At 71.8% G+C, this 19,368-nt stretch carries 16 protein-coding genes; 11 read left to right on the top strand and 5 right to left on the bottom strand.

Annotation, left to right across the window (positions count from 1 at the left end; genetic code table 11):
• Positions 1–191 precede the first annotated feature (191 nt).
• The gene (locus tag AB0D85_RS27860) at positions 192–1,118 is read right to left on the bottom strand and encodes a proline dehydrogenase family protein (RefSeq protein WP_362325661.1); all 927 of its coding nucleotides are present in this window, start codon (positions 1,116–1,118) and stop codon (positions 192–194) included.
• Positions 1,119–1,299: 181 nt separating this feature from the next.
• Here AB0D85_RS27860 and AB0D85_RS27855 point away from each other — a divergent pair, with 181 nt between their 5' ends.
• The gene (locus AB0D85_RS27855) at positions 1,300–2,556 is read left to right on the top strand and encodes a helix-turn-helix domain-containing protein (protein ID WP_362325658.1); all 1,257 of its coding nucleotides are present in this window, start codon (positions 1,300–1,302) and stop codon (positions 2,554–2,556) included.
• Between the two features lie 474 nt (positions 2,557–3,030).
• Here AB0D85_RS27855 and AB0D85_RS27850 read toward each other — a convergent pair whose 3' ends face one another.
• Entirely contained in the window at positions 3,031–3,939 is a 909-nt protein-coding gene (locus AB0D85_RS27850) for a helix-turn-helix transcriptional regulator (protein ID WP_362325655.1), read from the bottom strand.
• Between the two features lie 86 nt (positions 3,940–4,025).
• Between AB0D85_RS27850 and AB0D85_RS27845 the strand changes: the two genes are divergently transcribed.
• Both AB0D85_RS27845 and AB0D85_RS27840 read left to right on the top strand, forming a co-directional pair.
• A complete protein-coding gene (locus AB0D85_RS27845; protein ID WP_362325652.1) occupies positions 4,026–4,721 on the top strand; it encodes an SDR family NAD(P)-dependent oxidoreductase in 696 nt (231 codons plus the stop codon).
• Between the two features lie 257 nt (positions 4,722–4,978).
• A complete protein-coding gene (locus AB0D85_RS27840; protein ID WP_089098576.1) occupies positions 4,979–5,110 on the top strand; it encodes a hypothetical protein in 132 nt (43 codons plus the stop codon).
• Positions 5,111–5,212: 102 nt separating this feature from the next.
• Here AB0D85_RS27840 and AB0D85_RS27835 read toward each other — a convergent pair whose 3' ends face one another.
• Positions 5,213–6,775: a metallophosphoesterase family protein gene (locus AB0D85_RS27835; protein ID WP_362325648.1), complete on the bottom strand. Its 1,563-nt coding sequence runs from the start codon at positions 6,773–6,775 to the stop codon at positions 5,213–5,215.
• 133 nt (positions 6,776–6,908) lie between these two features.
• On the opposite strand from AB0D85_RS27835, the gene AB0D85_RS27830 reads away from it, so the two are divergent.
• The 4 genes from AB0D85_RS27830 (at position 6,909) to AB0D85_RS27815 (ending at position 11,782) form a co-directional block, all read left to right on the top strand.
• Positions 6,909–7,952, top strand: a complete 1,044-nt coding sequence (locus AB0D85_RS27830; RefSeq protein WP_362325645.1) for a 3-isopropylmalate dehydrogenase — start codon at positions 6,909–6,911, stop codon at positions 7,950–7,952.
• Between the two features lie 249 nt (positions 7,953–8,201).
• Complete coding sequence (locus tag AB0D85_RS27825) at positions 8,202–9,290, top strand: branched-chain amino acid aminotransferase (RefSeq protein ID WP_362325642.1); 1,089 nt, start codon at positions 8,202–8,204, stop codon at positions 9,288–9,290.
• 100 nt (positions 9,291–9,390) lie between these two features.
• Positions 9,391–10,464, top strand: a complete 1,074-nt coding sequence (locus tag AB0D85_RS27820) for a hypothetical protein (protein WP_362325639.1) — start codon at positions 9,391–9,393, stop codon at positions 10,462–10,464.
• 85 nt (positions 10,465–10,549) lie between these two features.
• A complete protein-coding gene (locus AB0D85_RS27815) occupies positions 10,550–11,782 on the top strand; it encodes a lysine 2,3-aminomutase (protein WP_362325636.1) in 1,233 nt (410 codons plus the stop codon).
• A gap of 18 nt (positions 11,783–11,800) precedes the next feature.
• Here AB0D85_RS27815 and AB0D85_RS27810 read toward each other — a convergent pair whose 3' ends face one another.
• Together AB0D85_RS27810 and AB0D85_RS27805 are read right to left on the bottom strand one after the other, a co-directional pair.
• A complete protein-coding gene (locus tag AB0D85_RS27810) occupies positions 11,801–14,149 on the bottom strand; it encodes an FtsX-like permease family protein (RefSeq protein WP_362325633.1) in 2,349 nt (782 codons plus the stop codon).
• Positions 14,146–14,862: an ABC transporter ATP-binding protein gene (locus tag AB0D85_RS27805; RefSeq protein WP_362325630.1), complete on the bottom strand. Its 717-nt coding sequence runs from the start codon at positions 14,860–14,862 to the stop codon at positions 14,146–14,148. The genes AB0D85_RS27810 and AB0D85_RS27805 overlap by 4 nt, the downstream gene beginning before the upstream one ends.
• 148 nt (positions 14,863–15,010) lie before the next feature.
• On the opposite strand from AB0D85_RS27805, the gene AB0D85_RS27800 reads away from it, so the two are divergent.
• From AB0D85_RS27800 to AB0D85_RS27785, 4 genes are all read left to right on the top strand, one after another.
• Positions 15,011–16,159 (top strand): histidine kinase, encoded by a 1,149-nt coding sequence (locus tag AB0D85_RS27800; RefSeq protein WP_362325627.1) that lies wholly within the window; start codon positions 15,011–15,013, stop codon positions 16,157–16,159.
• Positions 16,156–16,833, top strand: coding sequence for a response regulator transcription factor (locus tag AB0D85_RS27795; RefSeq protein WP_362325624.1), 678 nt, complete (start codon positions 16,156–16,158; stop codon positions 16,831–16,833). Before AB0D85_RS27800 ends, AB0D85_RS27795 begins: the two co-directional genes overlap by 4 nt.
• Before the next feature lie 126 nt (positions 16,834–16,959).
• On the top strand, positions 16,960–17,658 hold the full coding sequence (gene ureA, locus AB0D85_RS27790) for an urease subunit gamma (RefSeq protein WP_362325621.1): 699 nt from the start codon (positions 16,960–16,962) through the stop codon (positions 17,656–17,658).
• Entirely contained in the window at positions 17,655–19,367 is a 1,713-nt protein-coding gene (locus tag AB0D85_RS27785) for an urease subunit alpha (protein ID WP_362325618.1), read from the top strand. Before ureA ends, AB0D85_RS27785 begins: the two co-directional genes overlap by 4 nt.
• Position 19,368: the final 1 nt, after the last annotated feature.

The raw sequence follows: 19,368 nt of genomic DNA, 5'->3' as shown, positions 1-19,368 counted from the left end.
TGGTGAGCAGCGGTCAGGGCTTGACCGTCACGGACTCGCTGAGGCGAGCCGTGAGAAGCCCCTTCGGGGGCGGAGTCACGGGATCCGTAACTCCTTTCCACGGATCTGGGTCCGGCTCAGCCGGCCGCAGGGCTGCGGCTGTTGGCCTCCGAAACTTCTCGGCGACCGACAGCCGTGGCTCATCCAGCGCATCACCCCTTGCTGATCATCGAGCGGACGAAAAATCGCAGGTTGGCGGGCTTTTCGGCGAGACGACGCATGAAGTAGCCGTACCAGTCGGTGCCGTAGGCGGTGTAGACGCGCATCCGGTGGCCCTCGGCGGCGAGCCGCAGGTGCTCGTCGCTCCGGATGCCGTACAGCATCTGGAACTCGTACTCGTCGGGCTTGCGGCCCGCGCGCCGGGCGAGTTCCTGGGCGATGGAGATGAGGCGCGGGTCGTGGGAGCCGACCATCGGGTACCCCTCGCCCTCCATCAGAGTCCGCAGGACCCGGACGTACGCCTTGTCGATCTCGTGCTTCTGCTGGTAGGCGACCTCGGCGGGCTCCTTGTAGGCGCCCTTGACCAGCCGGACTCGGCTGCCGGCCTCGGCGAGACGGCGGGCGTCGGCCTCGGTGCGGAAGAGGTAGGCCTGGATGACACAGCCCGTCTGCGGGAAGTCCCGGCGCAGTTCCTCGTGGATGGCGAACATCGAGTCGAGGGTGGTGTGGTCCTCGGCGTCGAGGGTGACGGTGGTGCCGATGGCGGCGGCGGCCTCGACGACCGGACGGACGTTGGCGAGGGCCAGCTCGTGGCCGCCGTCCAGCGCCTGACCGAACATGGACAGCTTGACGGACATCTCGACGCGCTCGCCGAGGCCCAGGTCCTTCAGCCGGTCGATCAGCGTGAGGTAGGCGTCGCGGGCGGCCCTGGCCTGCTCCGCGGTGGTGATGTCCTCGCCGACGACGTCCATCGTCAGCTCCAGGCCGCGGCCCGTGAGCTCCTCGATGACCGGGACGATGTCGGTGATCGTCTCGCCGGGGATGAAGCGGTCGACGACCTGCTTCGTCACCGGGGCCGCCGAGATCAGACGTCGCATCCGGTCGCTGCGCGACGCGGCGAGAATCACGGGACCCAGCACGGGGCACCTCCACAACACATGTCAGACAGGCCGCGATCCGACGATTTGGATACGGCACGGAGAACCACCGTGAAAGTTAAGGATCCCTCCGATCGTGGGCCATCGACAGCTGTCACGCATCCGTCCCACGGATCTCAGACAGATGTATGAAGGCGTCCGTGAATTGCGGGAGAATGCCCGGGTGACGTCGGAATTCAAGGGTGACTACCAGGAGCTGGTCGACGAGATCTCCGAGCTGCTGGGCGTCCCGGCGACCCTGGAGAACCGCGACTTCGAGCTGATCGCCTTCGGGGCGTACGACAGTGAGGGCGACCTCGATCCGTCGGCCCTCGACCCGGTGCGCACCCGCTCGATCCTGACCCGGCGCTCCACATCGGCGGTCCGCACCTGGTTCGAGGGCTTCGGCATCACCCGGGCGACCGGCCCGGTCCGGATCCCGCCGACCCCGGAGGCGGGGGTGTACCGGGGGCGGATCTGTCTGCCGGTACGCCATCGGGGTGTCGTCCTCGGCTATGTGTGGCTGTTGGACGGCGATCCGGGTCCGACGGACGCCCAGCTGGCCGGGGCCATGGGGGTGGCCGGGCGAATCGGCGCGCTGCTCGCGGACGAGGCGCAGGCGGGGGCCGGGCTGGGCCGGGAGCTGCGGGCGGTGCTGGTCGCGGAGGGCGGCTGGCAGCGGGACATGGCGGTGGCCGAGCTGCGGACCGCCCTGGGCGCCCGTGCGGACGGCCCGCACACGATGGTCTGTGTCGCCCCCTGGCCGTCCGCCGACCCGGACGACGCCCCGTCGCCGCGTACGGTCCCGCACGCCACCGCGCTGTGCACGCTGCCGTGGGGGGTCACCGGCCACAGCCTGGCCGTTCTCATCCGGTTGCGCAGCAGGGACGCGGCCACCCCCGCCCTGGCGGCTGCCGCGCGGCTGCTCAAGGAGGCCCAGGAAGGAGGGGCGGCTTCGGCGCGCGCGGCCGGGGCGCGGACGGCGGCGGCCGTGGCGGCGGGGTTCGCGGGCTCGGCCGCGGCGGCACAGGGCTGCGCGGCCGGGGTGGGCGAGGCCCGGACCGGGCTGCTCGACCTGGGCACGGTCTGGCAGGAGGCGGCCGCGGCCACCCGTGCGGCGCTGGCCGAGCCCCGGTTCGGGCCGGTCGCCGAGTGGGCGCGCATCGGCCCGTACCGGCTGCTGACCGCGCTGCCGCCGGAGGCGTCCCACGACCCGGCCGTGACCCCGCTCCTCACCCCGGCCCACCGGGAACTGGCCCGCACCGCGGAGGCCTACCTCGACTGCGCGGGCCAGGCGGGCCGCACGGCCGCGGCCCTCGGCATCCACCGGCAGACCCTGTACTACCGCCTGTCCCGCGTCGAACAGCTCACCGGCCTCGACCTGGACGACGGCGAGGACCGGCTGCTGCTGCACATGGCGTTGAAGGGGGCGCGGCTGTAGACACCCGGGCACGGCGCCACCGCCCAGCCGCTCATGCCGTAGAGGCCGACGCTGCGGGCGCGGGTCAGGACCGTCGGTTCGTCGGTGCCAGCGGGAAGATGGGCCACCGTGTGGAAGCCGGTCGCCGGTCCGACAGCTGTACGGCCGGGGCGCCGGGCGAGGGATGCGGCGAGCGCGGTGCGGCGGGCGGCGTACACCGGGCCCATACGACATAGATGGCGGTCGTAGCGGCCGGACTCGATGAGCCGAGCGAGGGCGAGCTGGTCGAGGGTGGGCCTGGATCGGAGTCCTGGAGCCGCGCTCTGAGGTATTACCGGTGATCCGCCTGGTGCCTTGGTGATGCAGCTGCCGACGGACAGGTGGTCGCGTTTGAGGCCGAAAGGCGGTGCTCCTCGAGCGACGCTGCATGATCTGCTGGACACCTCCCTGTGTTGAAGGTCATGCCCTGGCTGCCCGATTGGCACCGGACTGCGGTTAAACATCAGTCGGTACGAACTGGTGCAAGGGAGGCGTAATTTTAATATTTTGAGGACGTTCCTCGGTCAGCGTCCGCAACCCGGTCTCGTCCGTGCTGCCCGGCGTAGCCGACAGGATCACGATCTTCAGTTCCGAGTCGCCGTCCGTGAGGACGTCGCAGTCCACCTCCACCGGCCCCACCCTCGGATGCTCGACCGTCTTGCGGTCCTCGCGGTGGGCAGCCACCGTGCCGCTCGCCCAGAGCCGGGCGAACCGTTCGTTGCCCTCGGTCAGTTCGCGGATCAGCTCGGCCAGGCGGGCGTCGTGCGGGAAGCGCCCGGTGGCGCGGCGCAGGTCGGACACGACCGAGAGGTCGGAGGCGTCGCCGTTCGCCGCGCGCACCGGCCATGCCGAGAGCCGGGCAGCCTCGTCGCCCGCCGGGAAGCGCACGCGGGCGAAGTTGCGCAGCCGAGACGGTGTGGCCGCGGGGTCGCCGAGCAGCGCGGCCCAGCCGGGGTTCCACCAGAGCAGTTCCCAGTGCGCGGTGAACACGCCGACCGCCACGTCCCCGAGCCGGTTCAGCACGCGGTGCACGCCCGACGGGAGGTGATCCGGGATCGGACCGTCGTCCGGGGGAAGCAGCCCGGCCATCCGGTACAGGTGCTCGCGCTCGGTGCCGGTCAGCCGCAGGGCGCGGGCGAGGGCGGCGACCACCTGCCCGGACGGCGCCGTGGCCCGCCCCTGCTCCAGGCGCACCACGTAGTCGACGGACACCCCTGCGCGTTCGGCGAGTTCCTCGCGGCGCAGTCCGGGTGCGCGCCGGGTCCGGCCGGCCGGCAGGCCCAGGTCCGTCGGTGACAGCCGCTCCCGCCAGGTCCGGATGGTCGTCCCCAGGCCGGTCGCCTCTTTCCCGCTCATGTCCTCCATCCTGCCCCTTCGGCGATCCTGGTACTGCCGTTCCTACGGTCGGAGCGTCCCTGGCAGCGGATCGGCGCCCGGCGGACGATCGGTCCATGACCATCACCTTCATCACCGGTGCCAACAAGGGTCTCGGCCAGGAGACCGCCCGCCGTCTCGCCGGACTCGGCCACACCGTGCTCGTCGGCGCCCGTGACCCGGAGCAGGGGGCCGCGGTCGCCGCCGCGCTCGGCGCGCGGTTCGTGCGGATCGACGTCACCGACGACGCCTCCGTCGCCGCCGCGGCCGCCGACGTCGCCGCCCACGAGGGCAGGATCGACGTACTGATCAACAACGCCGGTGTCGCCGGTCCGCACGGTGACCCGGCCGACCTCACCGCGGCCGACGCCCTCGGCGTCTTCGACGTCAACGTCTTCGGTGTCATCCGTACGACCGCCGCGTTCCTGCCCCTGCTGCGCCGTTCGGCGGACCCCGTCATCGTCAACGTCAGCAGCGGCATGGGGTCGTTCGCGCTCACGCATGACCCGGAGCGCGTCGAGTCCTCCGTCGTCTCGCCCCTCTACACCGCCTCCAAGTCGGCCCTCACCATGCTCACCACCCAGTACGCCAGGGCCTTGAAGGACATCCGCGTCAACGCCGCCGACCCCGGCTACACGGCGACCGACCTCAACGCCCACAGCGGTCCGCAGACCGTCACCGAGGGCACCGACGCGATCGTGCGGCTCGCCACCGAGGCGTCCGACGCGGGAACGGGCCGCTTCATCGACCGCCACGGCCCGGTCGCCTGGTAGTCCCACCCGTCGAAGGACCAGCTCACAGCCGTGTGACCGACTCCACCGTCTCAGATAGTAGGAAGTCCGAGTAATTGTGCAGACAGAAGCGGGCCGCTCGCTTATTTTTGTAGGAGCCGAACGTCTCGCTCGATCAAGCGAATGGCGGTCGTGAGCCGGGCCCCGTGCAGGCAACCCCTGTGGCACCGCTCCCCGCCCCATCCGGCGTCTCGTAACCCCCCTTCCGTACTCCACGTACGTCTAAGGAGTCGATTCCCATGGCCGAGACGACCGTCCGCCGCCGGGTCCGCCACGTGTCCCGCACGAGCGAGTCCGAGCGCAAGAACGCCGCAGCCGCCCTCCAGCGTGCCCTCGACCGCCGTGACAACGGCGGCGAGACCGGCCACTGAGCCGTTGACGCACCGCCGGTAACACGGGTAACACCCTCTCGACGGGAGCCGCACCCGCACGGAGTACGGCGCGGCCGGGACAGCCGCGCCGTACTCCGGGGTTCACGCCCCGTGCCGGATCTCGAAGTGGTCGATCCGCGCCCCGCTCTGCGCCAGCGCCGACACCTTCAGCCGCGCCCCGGTCCCCGTCTCCGCCTCGACCCTGAGGAAGGAGAAGCCGGTGTACCGCACCCGCGACCACTCCACCGTCTCCGCCACGTTGTGCTGCCCCTTGGCCCAGTGGAAGCTGTCCACCGCGTCGTGCCGGGTGACGTGCCCCTCGTAACTGTCCTTGACCCCGGACGGGAACGAGTAGAGGCCGCGTCCGCCGCCGCCCGCCGTGACGTAGACGATCCCGTCCCGGGCCGGGTCGGTCGAGCCGCCGACCGGGACCGCGCGGCCGACCGTGCCGCCCTTCACCGCGTCCGTGCGCTCGTAGACATGGTTGTGCCCGTTGATCACCAGGTCCACCCGGTACTTGGTGAACAGCGGCAGCCAGGCCGCCCGGATCCCGCCGTCGGAGGCGTGCGAGGACGTCGAGTACGCGCAGTGGTGGAAGAAGACGACCACGAAGTCCACCCCCTTCGCCGCCCGCAGCTCCTTCAGCTTCCTCTCCAGCCACGCCGTCTGCCGGCCGCCGCTGTAGCCGAGGTTGGCGGGGATCTCGTACGACACGTCGTTCGCGTCCAGCGCCACGAAGCCCACGTTGCCGTAGGTGAACGCGTACACGCCCGGTGACCCGTGCGGGTCGAAGCCGTTGTCCGGGAGGGCGAAGCGGGCGTACTGGCCGCCGTAGCCGTCGGGGGAGTACCAGGCCTCCATGTCGTGGTTGCCGGTCGTCACCATCCACGGCACCGACCGCGCAACCGGTTCGTTCTGCTTCAGGAACCGGTCCCACTCCCGGGCGTCGTAGCCGTCGCTCGTCTTCCCCGCGCCGTTGCCGTCCGCGTAGCAGATGTCGCCCGCGTGCAGATGGAAGGCGGGTTCCTGCTTCAGCAGGGCGCCGTCGATCGCGAGGCCGGCCTGGCTCACGCCCTGGTCGCCGAAGGCCGTGAACACGAACCTCTCCGGGCTCGCGGGCGCGGTGCGGAACGAGGCGATGGTGGAGCGGCGGCCGGGGAGGGCCGGGTCCCAGCCGTCGTGGCCGACGCCGTAGTAGTACGTGGTGCCGGGCGTGAGGCCGTTCAGGGCCGCGTGGACGTAGTACTGCTCGACCACCGGGCGCACCCCCTGCACCCCCGGCGTGTGCAGATGCCGGATCTCCGCGGCGACGCGCGGGCCCAGGGCGTCCGGCCGCACCCCGATCCGCACGAACGGCTTCCGTACCGCGGACGGCACCTGCCAGGAGATCCGCAGCTGCGTCCTCGGGTCGGCGCCGAAGGCGAGATGCCGGCCGAAGGGCGTGACGGCCGCGCCGCGGATCCCCGACGTGGCCGGCGCCGGGCTCGCCGACTTCGCCGCACAGCCGGTCAGCAGCGCGCCGCCCGCCACCGCGCCCGCCGCCACCGCGCCCGCCGTCACCAGCGTGCGGCGGCTCACCAGCCGGGTGCGCAGATACTCGTACTGCTCGGCCATGCTCATCCGGGCGGCGAGCCGCGGCGGAATGCCGAAGTCGGGGATGTCCATGCGTGAGACGCTGCCCAGCGGACGCCAACACCAGCCATACGTACGGGTGAACGCCGGTTGACGGAACGACTCGCCGTGTCCGTATGGCGGACAGTGCATGTCATCCCATGGGACGAGGAGTAGGGTGCCGGGCATGTCTCGCAGCATCGATCTCGCAGTGATCCCCGGTGACGGCATCGGGCAGGAAGTCGTGGCCGAAGGCCTCAAGGTCCTCTCCGCCGTCCTCCCGCAGGATGTGAAGCTGGAGACCAAGGAGTACGACTTCGGCGCCCGGCGTTACCACGCCACCGGTGAGACCCTCACCGACGCCGACCTCGACGCGCTGAAGCAGCACGACGTCATCCTGCTGGGCGCGATCGGCGACCCGAGCGTCCCGTCCGGCGTCCTGGAGCGCGGCTTCCTGCTCAAGCTCCGCTTCGCCTTCGACCACCACGTCAACCTGCGTCCGTCGAAGCTCCTCCCCGGTGTCGCCACCCCGCTGGCCGGTGAGCCGGAGATCGACTTCGTCGTGGTCCGCGAGGGCACCGAGGGCCCGTACACCGGCAACGGCGGCACCATCCGCAAGGGCACCGAGCACGAGGTCGCCACCGAGGTGTCCGTCAACACGGCCTTCGGCGTCGAGCGTGTCGTCCGGGACGCCTTCGCCCGCGCCCAGGCCCGTCCGCGCAAGAAGCTCACGCTGGTCCACAAGAACAACGTGCTGACCTTCGCCGGGCACCTGTGGACGAACATCTTCAACAAGGTGGCCGCGGAGTTCCCCGAGGTCACCACGGACTACATCCACGTCGACGCGGCGACCATCTACCTGGTCACCGACCCCGGTCGCTTCGACGTGATCGTCACCGACAACCTCTTCGGCGACATCATCACCGACCTCGCCGCGGCCGTCTCCGGCGGCATCGGCGTCGCGGCGAGCGGCAACATCAACCCCTCCCGCGAGTTCCCCTCGATGTTCGAGCCGGTCCACGGCTCCGCGCCGGACATCGCCGGCCAGGGCAAGGCCGACCCCACCGCCACGGTCCTGTCCGTCGCCCTGCTGCTGCGCCACCTCGGCTACGAGGCCGAGGCCGCCCGCGTCGAGGAGGCCGTCACCGCCGACCTCACCGAGCGCCAGGGCAAGCCCGCCCGCTCCACCTCGGAGATCGGCGACGCGCTCGCCGTACGAGTAGCCGGCTGACCCGCCGAGTTTCTCGAAGCCTCACGAAGACTTTCGAAGCCGCCGGGTCGCACACGCACCCGGCGGCTTCCCCATGCCTGCCGCCGGGTGCCACCATCTATCCCGGTCCGCTTTCACCCCGATTCCTTCCGGCCAGGCCCCCGCGCGATAATCGAACGCGAAGCCGCGGTATGAGGGAATGCTCGGACGTCCTACGAGACAAGGGTGTGAGCGCGGCCAGTCACTACAACCGGTGAAGGACTACCACTCATGACGACGCCCACGATCGAGCTCAAGCCGTCCGCGCACCCGACCGCCACCGCCGAGCGCGAGGCGATCCTGGCCAGCCCCGGATTCGGCCGCCACTTCACCGACCACATGGTGACGATCAAGTGGACCGAGGGCCGCGGCTGGCACGACGGCCAGCTCGTTCCGTACGCGCCGATCCCCCTCGACCCGGCCACCAACGTCCTGCACTACGCGCAGGAGATCTTCGAGGGTCTGAAGGCCTACCGCCGTCCCGACGGTACGGTCGCCACCTTCCGCCCCGACCAGAACGCCAAGCGCTTCCAGCGTTCCGCCCGCCGCCTCGCCATGCCCGAGCTGCCGGTGGAGACCTTCATCGAGGCCTGTGACGTCCTGGTCCAGCAGGACAAGGACTGGGTCCCGGCGCACGGCGGCGAGGAGTCCCTCTACCTGCGCCCCTTCATGATCGCCACGGAGGTCGGCCTGGGCGTCAAGCCGGCCAACGAGTACCTCTTCCTGGTCATCGCCTCCCCGGCCGGCGCCTACTTCCCGGGCGGGGTCCGGCCGGTCTCCATCTGGGCCTCCGAGGACCGCGTCCGCGCCGTCCCCGGCGGCATGGGCGACGCCAAGACCGGCGGCAACTACGCGGCCAGCCTGCTCGCCCAGGCCGAGGCCGCCGCCCAGGGCTGCGACCAGGTCTGCTACCTCGACGCGGTCGAGCACAAGTGGGTCGAGGAGCTCGGCGGCATGAACCTGTACTTCGTGTACGGCGACAGGATCGTCACCCCGACTCTCACGGGCTCGATCCTGGAGGGCGTCACCCGCGACAGCCTCCTGACCGTCGCCCGTGACCTCGGCTACGAGTCCGAGGAGGCCCGCGTCTCCATCGACCAGTGGCAGCGCGACTCGGAGAACGGCACCCTCACCGAGGTCTTCGCCTGCGGCACCGCGGCCGTGATCACCCCGGTCGGCACGGTCAAGCGCTCGACCACCGAGTGGCGGCAGTCGAACGGCGAGCCCGGCGAGGTCACCCTCAGGCTCCGCGAGGCGCTTCTCGACATCCAGCGCGGCACCGCGGAGGACAAGCACGGCTGGATGCACCAGCTCGGCTGACCTCACCGGTCGTACCGACGGACGATCTCCGGCTGCCCGTTCGACGCGTATCGCCTCCCCCGTACGGGTATCTCCTGAATCCACGGGGGAGGGAGCACGCGTGAGCGGACGATCACCGGTGCCACGGCTGCGCTGGCTGGTGCGCACGTTGCGGACGCCACGCCGTCCGCAGAGCCTCACCGTGCTCGCGCTGCTCGCCGCCGTGGCCGGTCTGCTGCTCTGGCGGGCCGCCGGCATGGACAGCTACGGCCAGAACCTCGCCCTCAACCTGGGCACCGACCTGGTCGGCGTGGTCGTCACCGTGTTCGTCATCGGCCCGCTGATATCCCGGGCCCAGGAGGGCCGGGTCCGCGAACACACCCGGCTGGACTACGAGTGGTTCGCCGCACAGGTGTACGGCTCGACCTCCAATGTGAAGGTCCTGGACACCTTCTCCAACCTGTTCGGCCCGCAGTTCTCCGAGCGGCTCTTCCGGGGCGTCAGATCCGCCACCGCGAGCGGCGCCCGGGTCCAGATCCTGCTCCTCGACCCCGATTCCCTGGCCGTCATCCTGCGCGGCCGGGAACTGGGCGAGCAGAGCGCCGACATCCGCCGCGACATCATGCGCAACCTGCGTACCCTCGACGAGTTCGCGCGCCGCCTGGACGCCACCTCCCGCCAGCTCCTGGAGGTACGGCTGTGCTCGACCTCCCCCGGCGTCACCCTGTACCGCTGGGACGAGCGCTGCCTGGTCTCCTTCCTCACCGTCGGCCGGCTCTCCGGCGAGGGGGTCCAGCTGGAGGTCGCGGTCCGTTCCCCGCTCGGCGCCTTCGTGGAGCAGCGCTTCGACGAGCTGTGGCAGCAGGGCAAGCCGATGGAACGGTTCACCCATCTCCCCGTCACCCTCGTCGACGCCACCGACGGCCGACGGGAGTTCAGCTGCCGGTTCGTCTTCGTCGACGACCGCCTCTACGTCGCCGCCCCCGACCTCGTCACCTACCTCGCCCGCCGCCGCCTCGACCAACTCAGCGCCTACAGCGCGGCGCTGAGCGCGACCGGCGCCCACGAGGTCATCGTGGTGGACGACGAGAGCGAGCTGCATCGACGGCTCATCCATCACTTCGGGGAGAAGTACGATGCGCAGGCGGCCGCCTTCGTGGAGTTGCGGCCCACTTCGGTCCTGGTCACGGAATAGAGGGCCTCAGCACGATATGAGCTCAGCGCACCACCCCCGTTTTCGCGCCTTCACGCCCCGTGACCTGGACGGTCTGCTGCGGCGCGTGCCTCTCACAGACGATCGGCGACTGGCGCTGCGGGCCGTCTCCTCGGTCCTGCCGTTCCGTACGAACACGTATGTCGTCGACGAGCTGATCGACTGGTCGGCCGTACCCGAGGACCCGATCTTCCGGCTGACCTTCCCGCAGGCCGGGATGCTGCCCGCGCCCGACGTCCGCCGGATGGCCGACCTGCTGGCCCGTGCGGCGCCCAAGGCCGAACTCCTGCGCGCCGCCCACGAGATCCGGATGCGGCTCAACCCGCACCCCTCGGGCCAGCTCGACGCCAACGTCCCCGTGCACGAGGGCCGCCGCCTCACCGGGCTCCAGCACAAGTACCCGGAGACGGTGCTGGTCTTCCCGCGCCAGGGCCAGACCTGCCACGCCTACTGCACGTACTGCTTCCGCTGGCCGCAGTTCGTCGGCGAGGCCGACCTGCGGATCGCCACCGACGACATCGACGCCACCACCGGCTATCTCCGCGCCCACCCCGAGGTGACCAGCGCGCTGATCACGGGCGGCGACCCGCTGGTGATGACCACGGACGTACTGCGCCGCTACGTCGAACCGCTCCTCGCGATCGACACGATCCGCTCGATCCGCATCGGCACCAAGTCCCTTGCCTTCTGGCCGTACCGGTTCACCACCGACCGCGACGCCGACGACCTGCTCCGCCTCTTCGAACAGGTCGTGGCGAGCGGCCGCCACCTCGCGCTGATGGCCCACTTCACGCACCCGCAGGAGCTGCGCCCGCCCGTCGTACGGGAGGCCATGCGCCGCGTCCGCGACACCGGCGCCGTGATCCGCTGCCAGGGCCCGCTGGTGGCCGGGATCAACGACAGCGCGGACGCCTGGGCCGAGCTGTGGGAGCAGACCACCACGCTGGGCGCGGTGCCGTACTACCAGTTCGTGGAACGGGACACCGGCCCCCAGGGCTACTTCGGCGTCCCCCTGGCCCGCGGCCATGCCATCTTCCGCGACGCCTACGCCCGCGTCTCCGGCCTCGCCCGCACGGTCCGCGGCCCGGTCATGTCGGCGATGCCCGGCAAGGTCTGCGTGGACGGCGTCGCCGAGGTGGCCGGCGAGAAGGTCTTCGCCCTCCACCTGATCCAGGCCCGCGACCCGGCCCTGGTCGGCCGCCCCTTCTTCGCCGCGTACGACGAGGGGGCGACGTGGTGGACGGACCTGAAGCCCGCGTTCGGGGCGAGCCGGTTCCTGCCGGGGCTGGAGGCGGGCTGACGGAACCGGGGAGCCCGGTCATTCGGTGCGCAGTGCTGTGGCGGAACGTGCGCGGGCGGCCCAGCTCGAGGGCAGCAGCGCTCCGGCGAGCGCGATGGCGAAGGCACCGAGCGAGAGCAGCGCGAGCTGGGAGGCAGGGAAGACGTCGGTGAAGCCGGCCGGTACGCGGGTGCTCTTGGCGGCGGCCATGGCGTGCACGGTGGCGGTGGTCAGCGCGATCGCCGTGGGCACCGCGATCGCCGTTGCGGCGACGGCGGGCGCGGCGACCTGGCAGAGGACCATCGTGAGCAGTTGGCCGGGTCGCATGCCGAGCGCTTTGAGGATGCCGAGGTCGTGGACACGATCCCGGGTGGACATCAGGACGGTGTTGAGGACGCCGAGTCCCGCGGCGACGGCGACCATGAGTGCGAGCAGGCCCAGCAGGCCGGTGGCGATCCCGTAGAACTGGTTGCCTGACGGGACGGCGGCCTGCCAGGGGGTGCCGTGGCGCAGCGCCGTGTTGACCGCCCGGATGTATGCGGTGGTGTCGGTGCCCGGACCCAGGCCGATGTCGTAGCCCTCCAGGTTGCCGGGTGTGGCCAGGCCGGGCAGGGTCTGTGCGCCGGTGAGCAGCCAGGGGTTGCCGGAAGGGGCGAAGACCTCTCCGACGATCCGTACGGTGACCGGTGCGGCCCCGGGGGTGTCGAGGGTGGTGGTGTCGCCGACCGCCAGTCCGCTGTCGGTGAGGAAGGCGGTGTTGACGTCCACCTCGTCGGGGGCGCGGTACCACCGGCCGGTGATCACGGCGTAGCCGAGCCAGGAGGCGTCCCCGCCGAAGGCCTGGATGTCGATCGGCTGTGCGATGCCGGGGACTTCGACCGCCGCGGCGGCTCCTCTGCCGTACACGGCGACGTAGTGCCGCGTGCCGGGCTGTGCGTGGAGTGCGGCCGTCACGGTGGCGTCCTGTGCCGCGTCGGCGTCGGCGTGCGGGTCGGCGAGCCGGATGTCGACGGGGGCGGTGGTGGCGAGGGTCTGGGCCTGCTCGGCCCGGCCCAGTGCGGTGTTCAGGCCTGCCGCGAAGATCACCGCGGTGGCGCCGGCGGCGATCGCGGCGAGCGTCATCAGGGTTCGGGTGGGCCGCGCGAACGGGGCCGCGAGCCCGATGCCGACCGGGCGTGGCAGGGGCAGCCGGGCGGTGAGGCGGTGCGCGGCGTACCCGCGCCGTGCCCGGGGGGCGCGTCCGGTCGTGATCGCCTGCACGGCCGAGAGCCTGCCCGCGCGCACCGCCGGGCCGAGCGCGGCCAGGACGGTGAGCGCGAGCATTCCGGCCAGCGCGGCGACCGATGCCCACCATGGCACCTGCTGGCGGCCGACGCCGTAGATGCCGGAGGAGGCGCGCAGCACCGGGACGGCCAGCAGGTTGCCCGCCGCGACCCCGGCCAGGCATCCGGCCAGGGCCGGGTGACCGATCCGGTTCAGGTAGACCGCGACGATCTGGCCGGGGGTCAGGCCGATGCTTTTGAGTACGCCGATGCGGTGGTACTGCGCGACGACCGCGCCGCTGACGACGTTGGCGACGATCAGTACGGCCAGTACGAGGCCGATGAGGGCGAAGGCGAGCAGGAACGGTTCCATGAGTGCCGCGTTGCCGGCCGCGTTGCGCTCGGTGGTCAGCCAGGAGGTGCTGCCGGCCACCGCGCCGCTCGGCAGTGCTCGGGCGACCTCGGCGACATCGCGGCGGATCCGGGCGTCGGTGCCGGCGTCGGCGAACCGGACCAGCAGCTGCGCGGTCGCCGAAGCCCCCTGAGGTCCGAGCGCACCGGCCTGGGCCGGGGTCACCCAGCCGTCGGCGGTTCTGGTGATCGACGTGGCGAACCCGGTCACCGTGAGGGTGTGTACGCCTCGGGGGCCCGTGGCCGTCACGGCGTCACCGAGCCCCGGGTAACCCGCCCCGCCTCCCGGCCCCGCGTCGAGCACCAACTGGCCCGGCCTGTCCGGCCAGTGGCCCTCGGAGAGCACCACGTTGTCGACCGGCCCGCCGGGCGATGCCCGGCCGGCCAGTGTCCGCGGCCCCAACGACACTCCGCCGTAGCGCAGTTGAACGGTCGCCACGGCGAACGGTCCGGCCACCGCGGTGACCCCGGGCAGGGTGCCGGTGGCGGCCGGACGGCGGGGGCCGGCACGCGCGGTGTCGACGGTGATGGCCGCGTGCGCGCCGCGCCGGGCGTCGAAGGCGTGCTGGTAGGGCGCGTCGATGGCGGCCAGCAGGGTGAAGCCGAGCGTGGCCGAGGCGGTGGAGACCAGCAGCACCACACCGATCACGACCGCCTGCGCTCTGTGCCGCATGACTCCGCCGCCGGCGGTCCTGATGACGGCGAGCCGGCTCACCGCGCCGTCCTCTCGCCCACGCCGGCGAGACGGCCGTCCACCATCCGCACCGTACGGGCCCGTTGCCGCTCGGCCAGCCGCGGATCGTGGGTCACCAGTACCAGGGTCTGGCCGTCGGCGCTGAGCCGGCGCAGCAGCTCGCTGATCGCCGCGCCGGTGGCGGTGTCCAGCGCCCCGGTCGGCTCGTCGGCCAGCAGCAGCTCGGGGGAGTTCACCAGGGCCCGCGCGATCGCCACCCGCTGGCGCTGCCCACCCGACAGCCGCGCCGGGTAGGTGTCGCGGTGCCGCTCGACACCCAACTGCGTGAGCAACTCGTCCGCGCGTGCCCGGGCACGACGCCGGGAGGCTCCGGCGAGCTGGGCGGGCAGCAGCACGTTGTCGAGCACCGTCAGGTCGTCGAGCAGGTTGAAGAACTGGAAGACGATCCCGACATGACGGGCCCGGAACCGGGCGAGCGCGCTCTCACCGAGGGCATCGATCCGCCGCCCGGCCACGGTGACGGTTCCGGCGGTGGGCCGGTCCAGACCGGCGAGGAGGTTGAGCAGGGTGGACTTGCCGCTGCCCGACGGGCCCATGACGGCCACCGCCTCCCCGGCCGTGACACGCAGGCTGACCTCTGCCAGGGCGGGTGGTGAGCCGGTCCGGTACGTCTTGGTCAGCCCGTCCACCGAGATCAACTCGTCGTCCGGCGGCTGCGCTCGATGCTCGTTCATCGCTTCCTCTCACAGCGGATGGCAGGAGCCCAAACCTCACCGATCGCGTCCACGCGCGGTATCGGCCGCAAGTTCGCACCGTGCCCGACGCGGGTTCGTACTTTCGGCCGACAGTTGCCGCGACGGGAGCGGTCGTACCCTGGGCGCTGTGTGGCTGGAGCGATGGGTCCGCGGGATCGGGAACGGAACGCACATCGGCCTCGGGCTGATCATGGCGGTCGCGCTCGCCTTCGACATGCGCGAGATCACCCACACCACAGCCGGCGACCAATGGCCGTTCGACCTCGCTGTCAGCGCCGTGATCTGCGCCATCGCCCTCCTGCGCGGGCTGAGCCGCACAGGGGCGCCCGTGGCCGGCCTCGCCGTCTACGCCTCGGCCACGCTCGCGGCCGGACGGTGGATCCTCGAACCGCTCGCGCTCCTCGGCGGCGCGATGACCGGCCTGGCCGTACTAGCCGCCTCGGCCGCGCGGTCGCTGCCGCCGCGCCGAGCGGTGGTCATCGGGGCAGCCGGTGTGATCGTCATGGCCGCGGGCGGACTCGCCCACACCAGCTACGAATGGAGCGGCCGGGCCAACCTTGCCCTGACCGGTGCCACGATCTGGGCCGGGAGCCTCGCACTCGGCGTGTGGCTGCGCCATCTGGACCACCGCCGACATGCAGCCGTGGAGGCCGTCCGGCGCGAGGAGCGGCTGGAGCTGGCCAGAGAACTCCACGACGTGGTCGCCCACCACGTCACCGGCATCCTCGTCCAGGCCCAGGCCGCCCGCTTCACCGGCGAACACGACTCCGCGACGACCGACGCGTTCACCAGCATCGAATCAGCGGGAGCCGACACCCTCGCCGCCCTCCGCAAGCTCGTGGGACTGCTGCGCGACCCGGCCGACACCACCGCGAGGCAGACCGCGCCCGAGTCGATCGACCGGCTCGTCGAGCGCTTCACCCGACACGGCCCCCCGGTCACCCTGCGCGCCCCCGACGCGGTCGACTGGCCCCCCGAGATCGCCGGCACCCTCTACCGCGTCGTCCAGGAAGCACTCACCAACGTCGCCCACCACGCACCCGACGCCCAGCGGGTCACCGTCACCATCACCCATCGACCGCAGGGTGTGACGGTCGAGGTGACCGACGACGCCCCCGCAACTCACGCCCGGCCGCGTGGAGTCGGCGGCTTCGGCCTCATCGGAATGCGCGAGCGCGTCGAAACCCTCGGAGGCACCGTCCGCACCGGCCCGCTGCCTCACGCGGGCTGGGCCGTACACGCCAGCCTGCCCGTCCCCGCCCCCACACAGCCGTGACCATCCGCGTCCTCATCGCCGACGACCAGGCCATGGTCCGAAGCGGCTTCCGGCTCATCCTCCAGTCGCAACCCGACATCACCGTCGTGGCGGAAGCCGGCGACGGCCTGGAGGCGGTCGCCCTGGCCCGGGAACTCCGCCCCGACGTCGCCCTCGTCGACATCCGGATGCCCGGCCTCGACGGCATCGAGGTCACCCGAGCCCTCGCCGGACCCGGCATCCCCCGACCTCCGCACATCGTGATCGTCACCACCTTCGACACCGACGAATACGTCTACGGCGCACTCCGCGCCGGAGCAACCGGCTTCCTCCTCAAGGACGCCGGCCCCGCACTCCTGATCGAGGCGGTACGGGCCGCGAGCACCGGAGAAGCGCTGATCTCCCCGGCTGTCACCGTCCGGCTGCTCCAGCACCTGGTGCCCCCGCGTCCCCACGCCACCGAACCCCCGACCCCGCTGTCGGAACGTGAAACCCAGATCACCCGCAGCATTGCCAGGGGCCGCACCAACCACGAGATCGCCGCCGAGCTGTTCATCTCCCTCAGCACCGTCAAAACCCACATCACCCGCATCCAGGACAAACTCGGGCTGCGCAACCGCGTCGAGATCGCCGCCTGGGCCTGGGAGAACCGCATCGCGAACTCCTCTGAGACATCCGCCGGAGACTTGGAGTGATGTTCTATGCGGATGGCCAGGCACCCTGTCGCCATGCCTGCCTCCATGGTTTCCTTTCCGCAATCCGGTGTTTAGAGTGATGTTCTAAACGGAGAAGGCAAGAGGAAGCGAAGGAGGTGCCGGGACGTGCGGCTGACCCCCACGGAACGTGATCGGCTGCTGCTCTTCGGGGCCGCCGAGCTGGCCCGGGCCCGGCGGGCGCGTGGGCTCAGGCTCAATGTGCCGGAGGCCACCGCGCTGATCGCGGACACCGTCTGCGAGGCCGCCCGGGACGGCAGGCGGCTCGCCGAGGCCGTCGAGGCGGCCCGTTCCGTCCTCGGCCCGGCCGATGTGCTGCCCGGCGTCGCCGACGTCGTCACCGAGGTGCATGTCGAGGCCGTCTTCGACGACGGGTCGAGGCTCGCGGTCGTCACCGACCCGATCGGGGGCGGGGGACCGGGCGAGGACGCGCCCGGCGCGCTGCTGCCGGGGCCCGAGCACACCGACCCGGAGGCGGTCGTACGGCTGACCGTCACCAACACCGCGACCGTCCCCGTCTCCGTCACCTCGCACTTCCACTTCTTCGAGGCCAACCCGCGCCTCGACTTCCACCGCGCCGAGGCCTACGGCATGCGGCTCGCCGTGCCCGCCGGGTCGTCCGTGCGGTTCGGGCCGGGGGAGTCGCTGGACGTCGGTCTCGTGCCGATCGGCGGCGCCCGGGTCGCCATCGGCTTCGCCGGGCTCGTCGACGGGCCGCTGGACGCACCCGGCGCCCGCGAGGAGGCGCTGCGCCGGGCCGCCGCCTGCGGCTACCTGGGGACCGACGCGGGGGAGGCCGCGCGATGAGCCGCCCCGGAGGCCACCCCGCCGAGGCCCGCCGCCTCACCCCCCACGAGTACGCGGCCACCCACGGCCCCCGCGCCGGCGACCGCGTCCGCCTCGGTGACTCGGGGCTGGTGATCCGCGTCGAGTCCGACTCCCAGCGGTACGGCGACGAGTTCCTGGCCGGCTTCGGCAAGACCGCCCGTGACGGACTGCACCTGAAGGCCGCCGCCGTCCGGGAGACGTGTGACGTCGTCGTCAGCAACGTCGTCGTGATCGACGCCGTGCTCGGCATCCGCAAGGTGTCCATCGGTATCAGGGAAGGGCGCATCTGCTCGATCGGGCGGGCCGGGAACCCCGACACCCTCGACGGGGTGGACGTCGTGGTCGGCACCGGTACGTCCATCGTGTCCGGCGAGGGGCTGATCGCCACCGCCGGGGCCGTCGACACCCATGTCCATCTGCTGTCGCCGCGCATCATGGAGGCCTCGCTGGCCTCCGGCGTGACCACGATCATCGGGCAGGAGTTCGGGCCGGTGTGGGGCGTCGGCGTCAACTCGCCCTGGGCGCTGAAGCACGCGTTCGGCGCCTTCGACGCCTGGCCGGTCAACATCGGCTTCCTGGGCCGGGGTTCGTCCTCGCACCGGGCCCCGCTGGTCGAGGCCCTCGCCGAAGGGGGCGCCTCCGGCTTCAAGGTGCACGAGGACATGGGCGCCCACACCCGGGCCCTGGACACGGCCCTGCGGGTCGCCGAGGAACACGACGTCCAGGTCGCCCTGCACAGCGACGGGCTGAACGAGTGCCTGTCGGTCGAGGACACCCTCCGGGTGCTCGAAGGCCGCACCATCCACGCCTTCCACATCGAGGGCTGCGGCGGCGGACACGTGCCCAACGTCCTGAAGATGGCCGGCGTCCCGAACGTCATCGGCTCCTCCACCAACCCCACCCTGCCCTTCGGCCGGGACGCGGTCGCCGAGCACTACGGGATGATCGTCTCCGTCCACGACCTGAAGACCGACCTGCCCGGCGACGCCGCCATGGCCCGCGACCGCATCCGCGCCGGGACCATGGGCGCCGAGGACGTGCTGCACGACCTGGGCGCGATCGGCATCACCTCGTCCGACGCGCAGGGCATGGGCCGGGCGGGGGAGACCGTCCGCCGTACCTTCGCCATGGCCGGCAAGATGAAGGCCGAACTCGGCGCCCCCGACGACGGTCACGACAACGAGCGCGTCCTGCGCTACCTCGCCAAGCTGACCATCAACCCCGCGATCGCGCACGGGCTCGCCCACGAGGTCGGGTCGATCGAGGTCGGCAAGCTGGCGGACATCGTGCTGTGGAGCCCCGAGTACTTCGGGGCCAAGCCGCAGCTCGTCCTGAAGTCCGGCTTCCCGGCGTACGGCGTGACCGGCGACCCGAACGCGGCCACCGACACCTGCGAACCCCTCGTCCTGGGACCGCAGTTCGGAGCGCACGGGGCGACCCCCGCCGACATCTCGGTGGCGTTCGTCGCGCAGGCCGCGCTGGACCAGGGCAACGACACGATGCCCACCCGGCGCCGCAGGGTCGCCGTCCGCGGCACCCGCGGCATCGGCCCCGCCGACCTGCGGCTCAACTCCCGCACCGGAGCGGTCGACGTGGACCGGCGCACCGGCCTGGTCACCCTCGACGGAGAGCCGCTGCGCTCCGAGCCCGCCGACTCCGTCTCCCTCAACCGCCTGTACTTCCTGTGAA

It is taken from the genome of Streptomyces sp. NPDC048277 (assembly GCF_040652235.1).
GTDB lineage: Bacteria > Actinomycetota > Actinomycetes > Streptomycetales > Streptomycetaceae > Streptomyces.
Note: the sequence above shows the minus strand (reverse complement) of the source record. Positions and strands in the feature narration are given on the sequence as shown.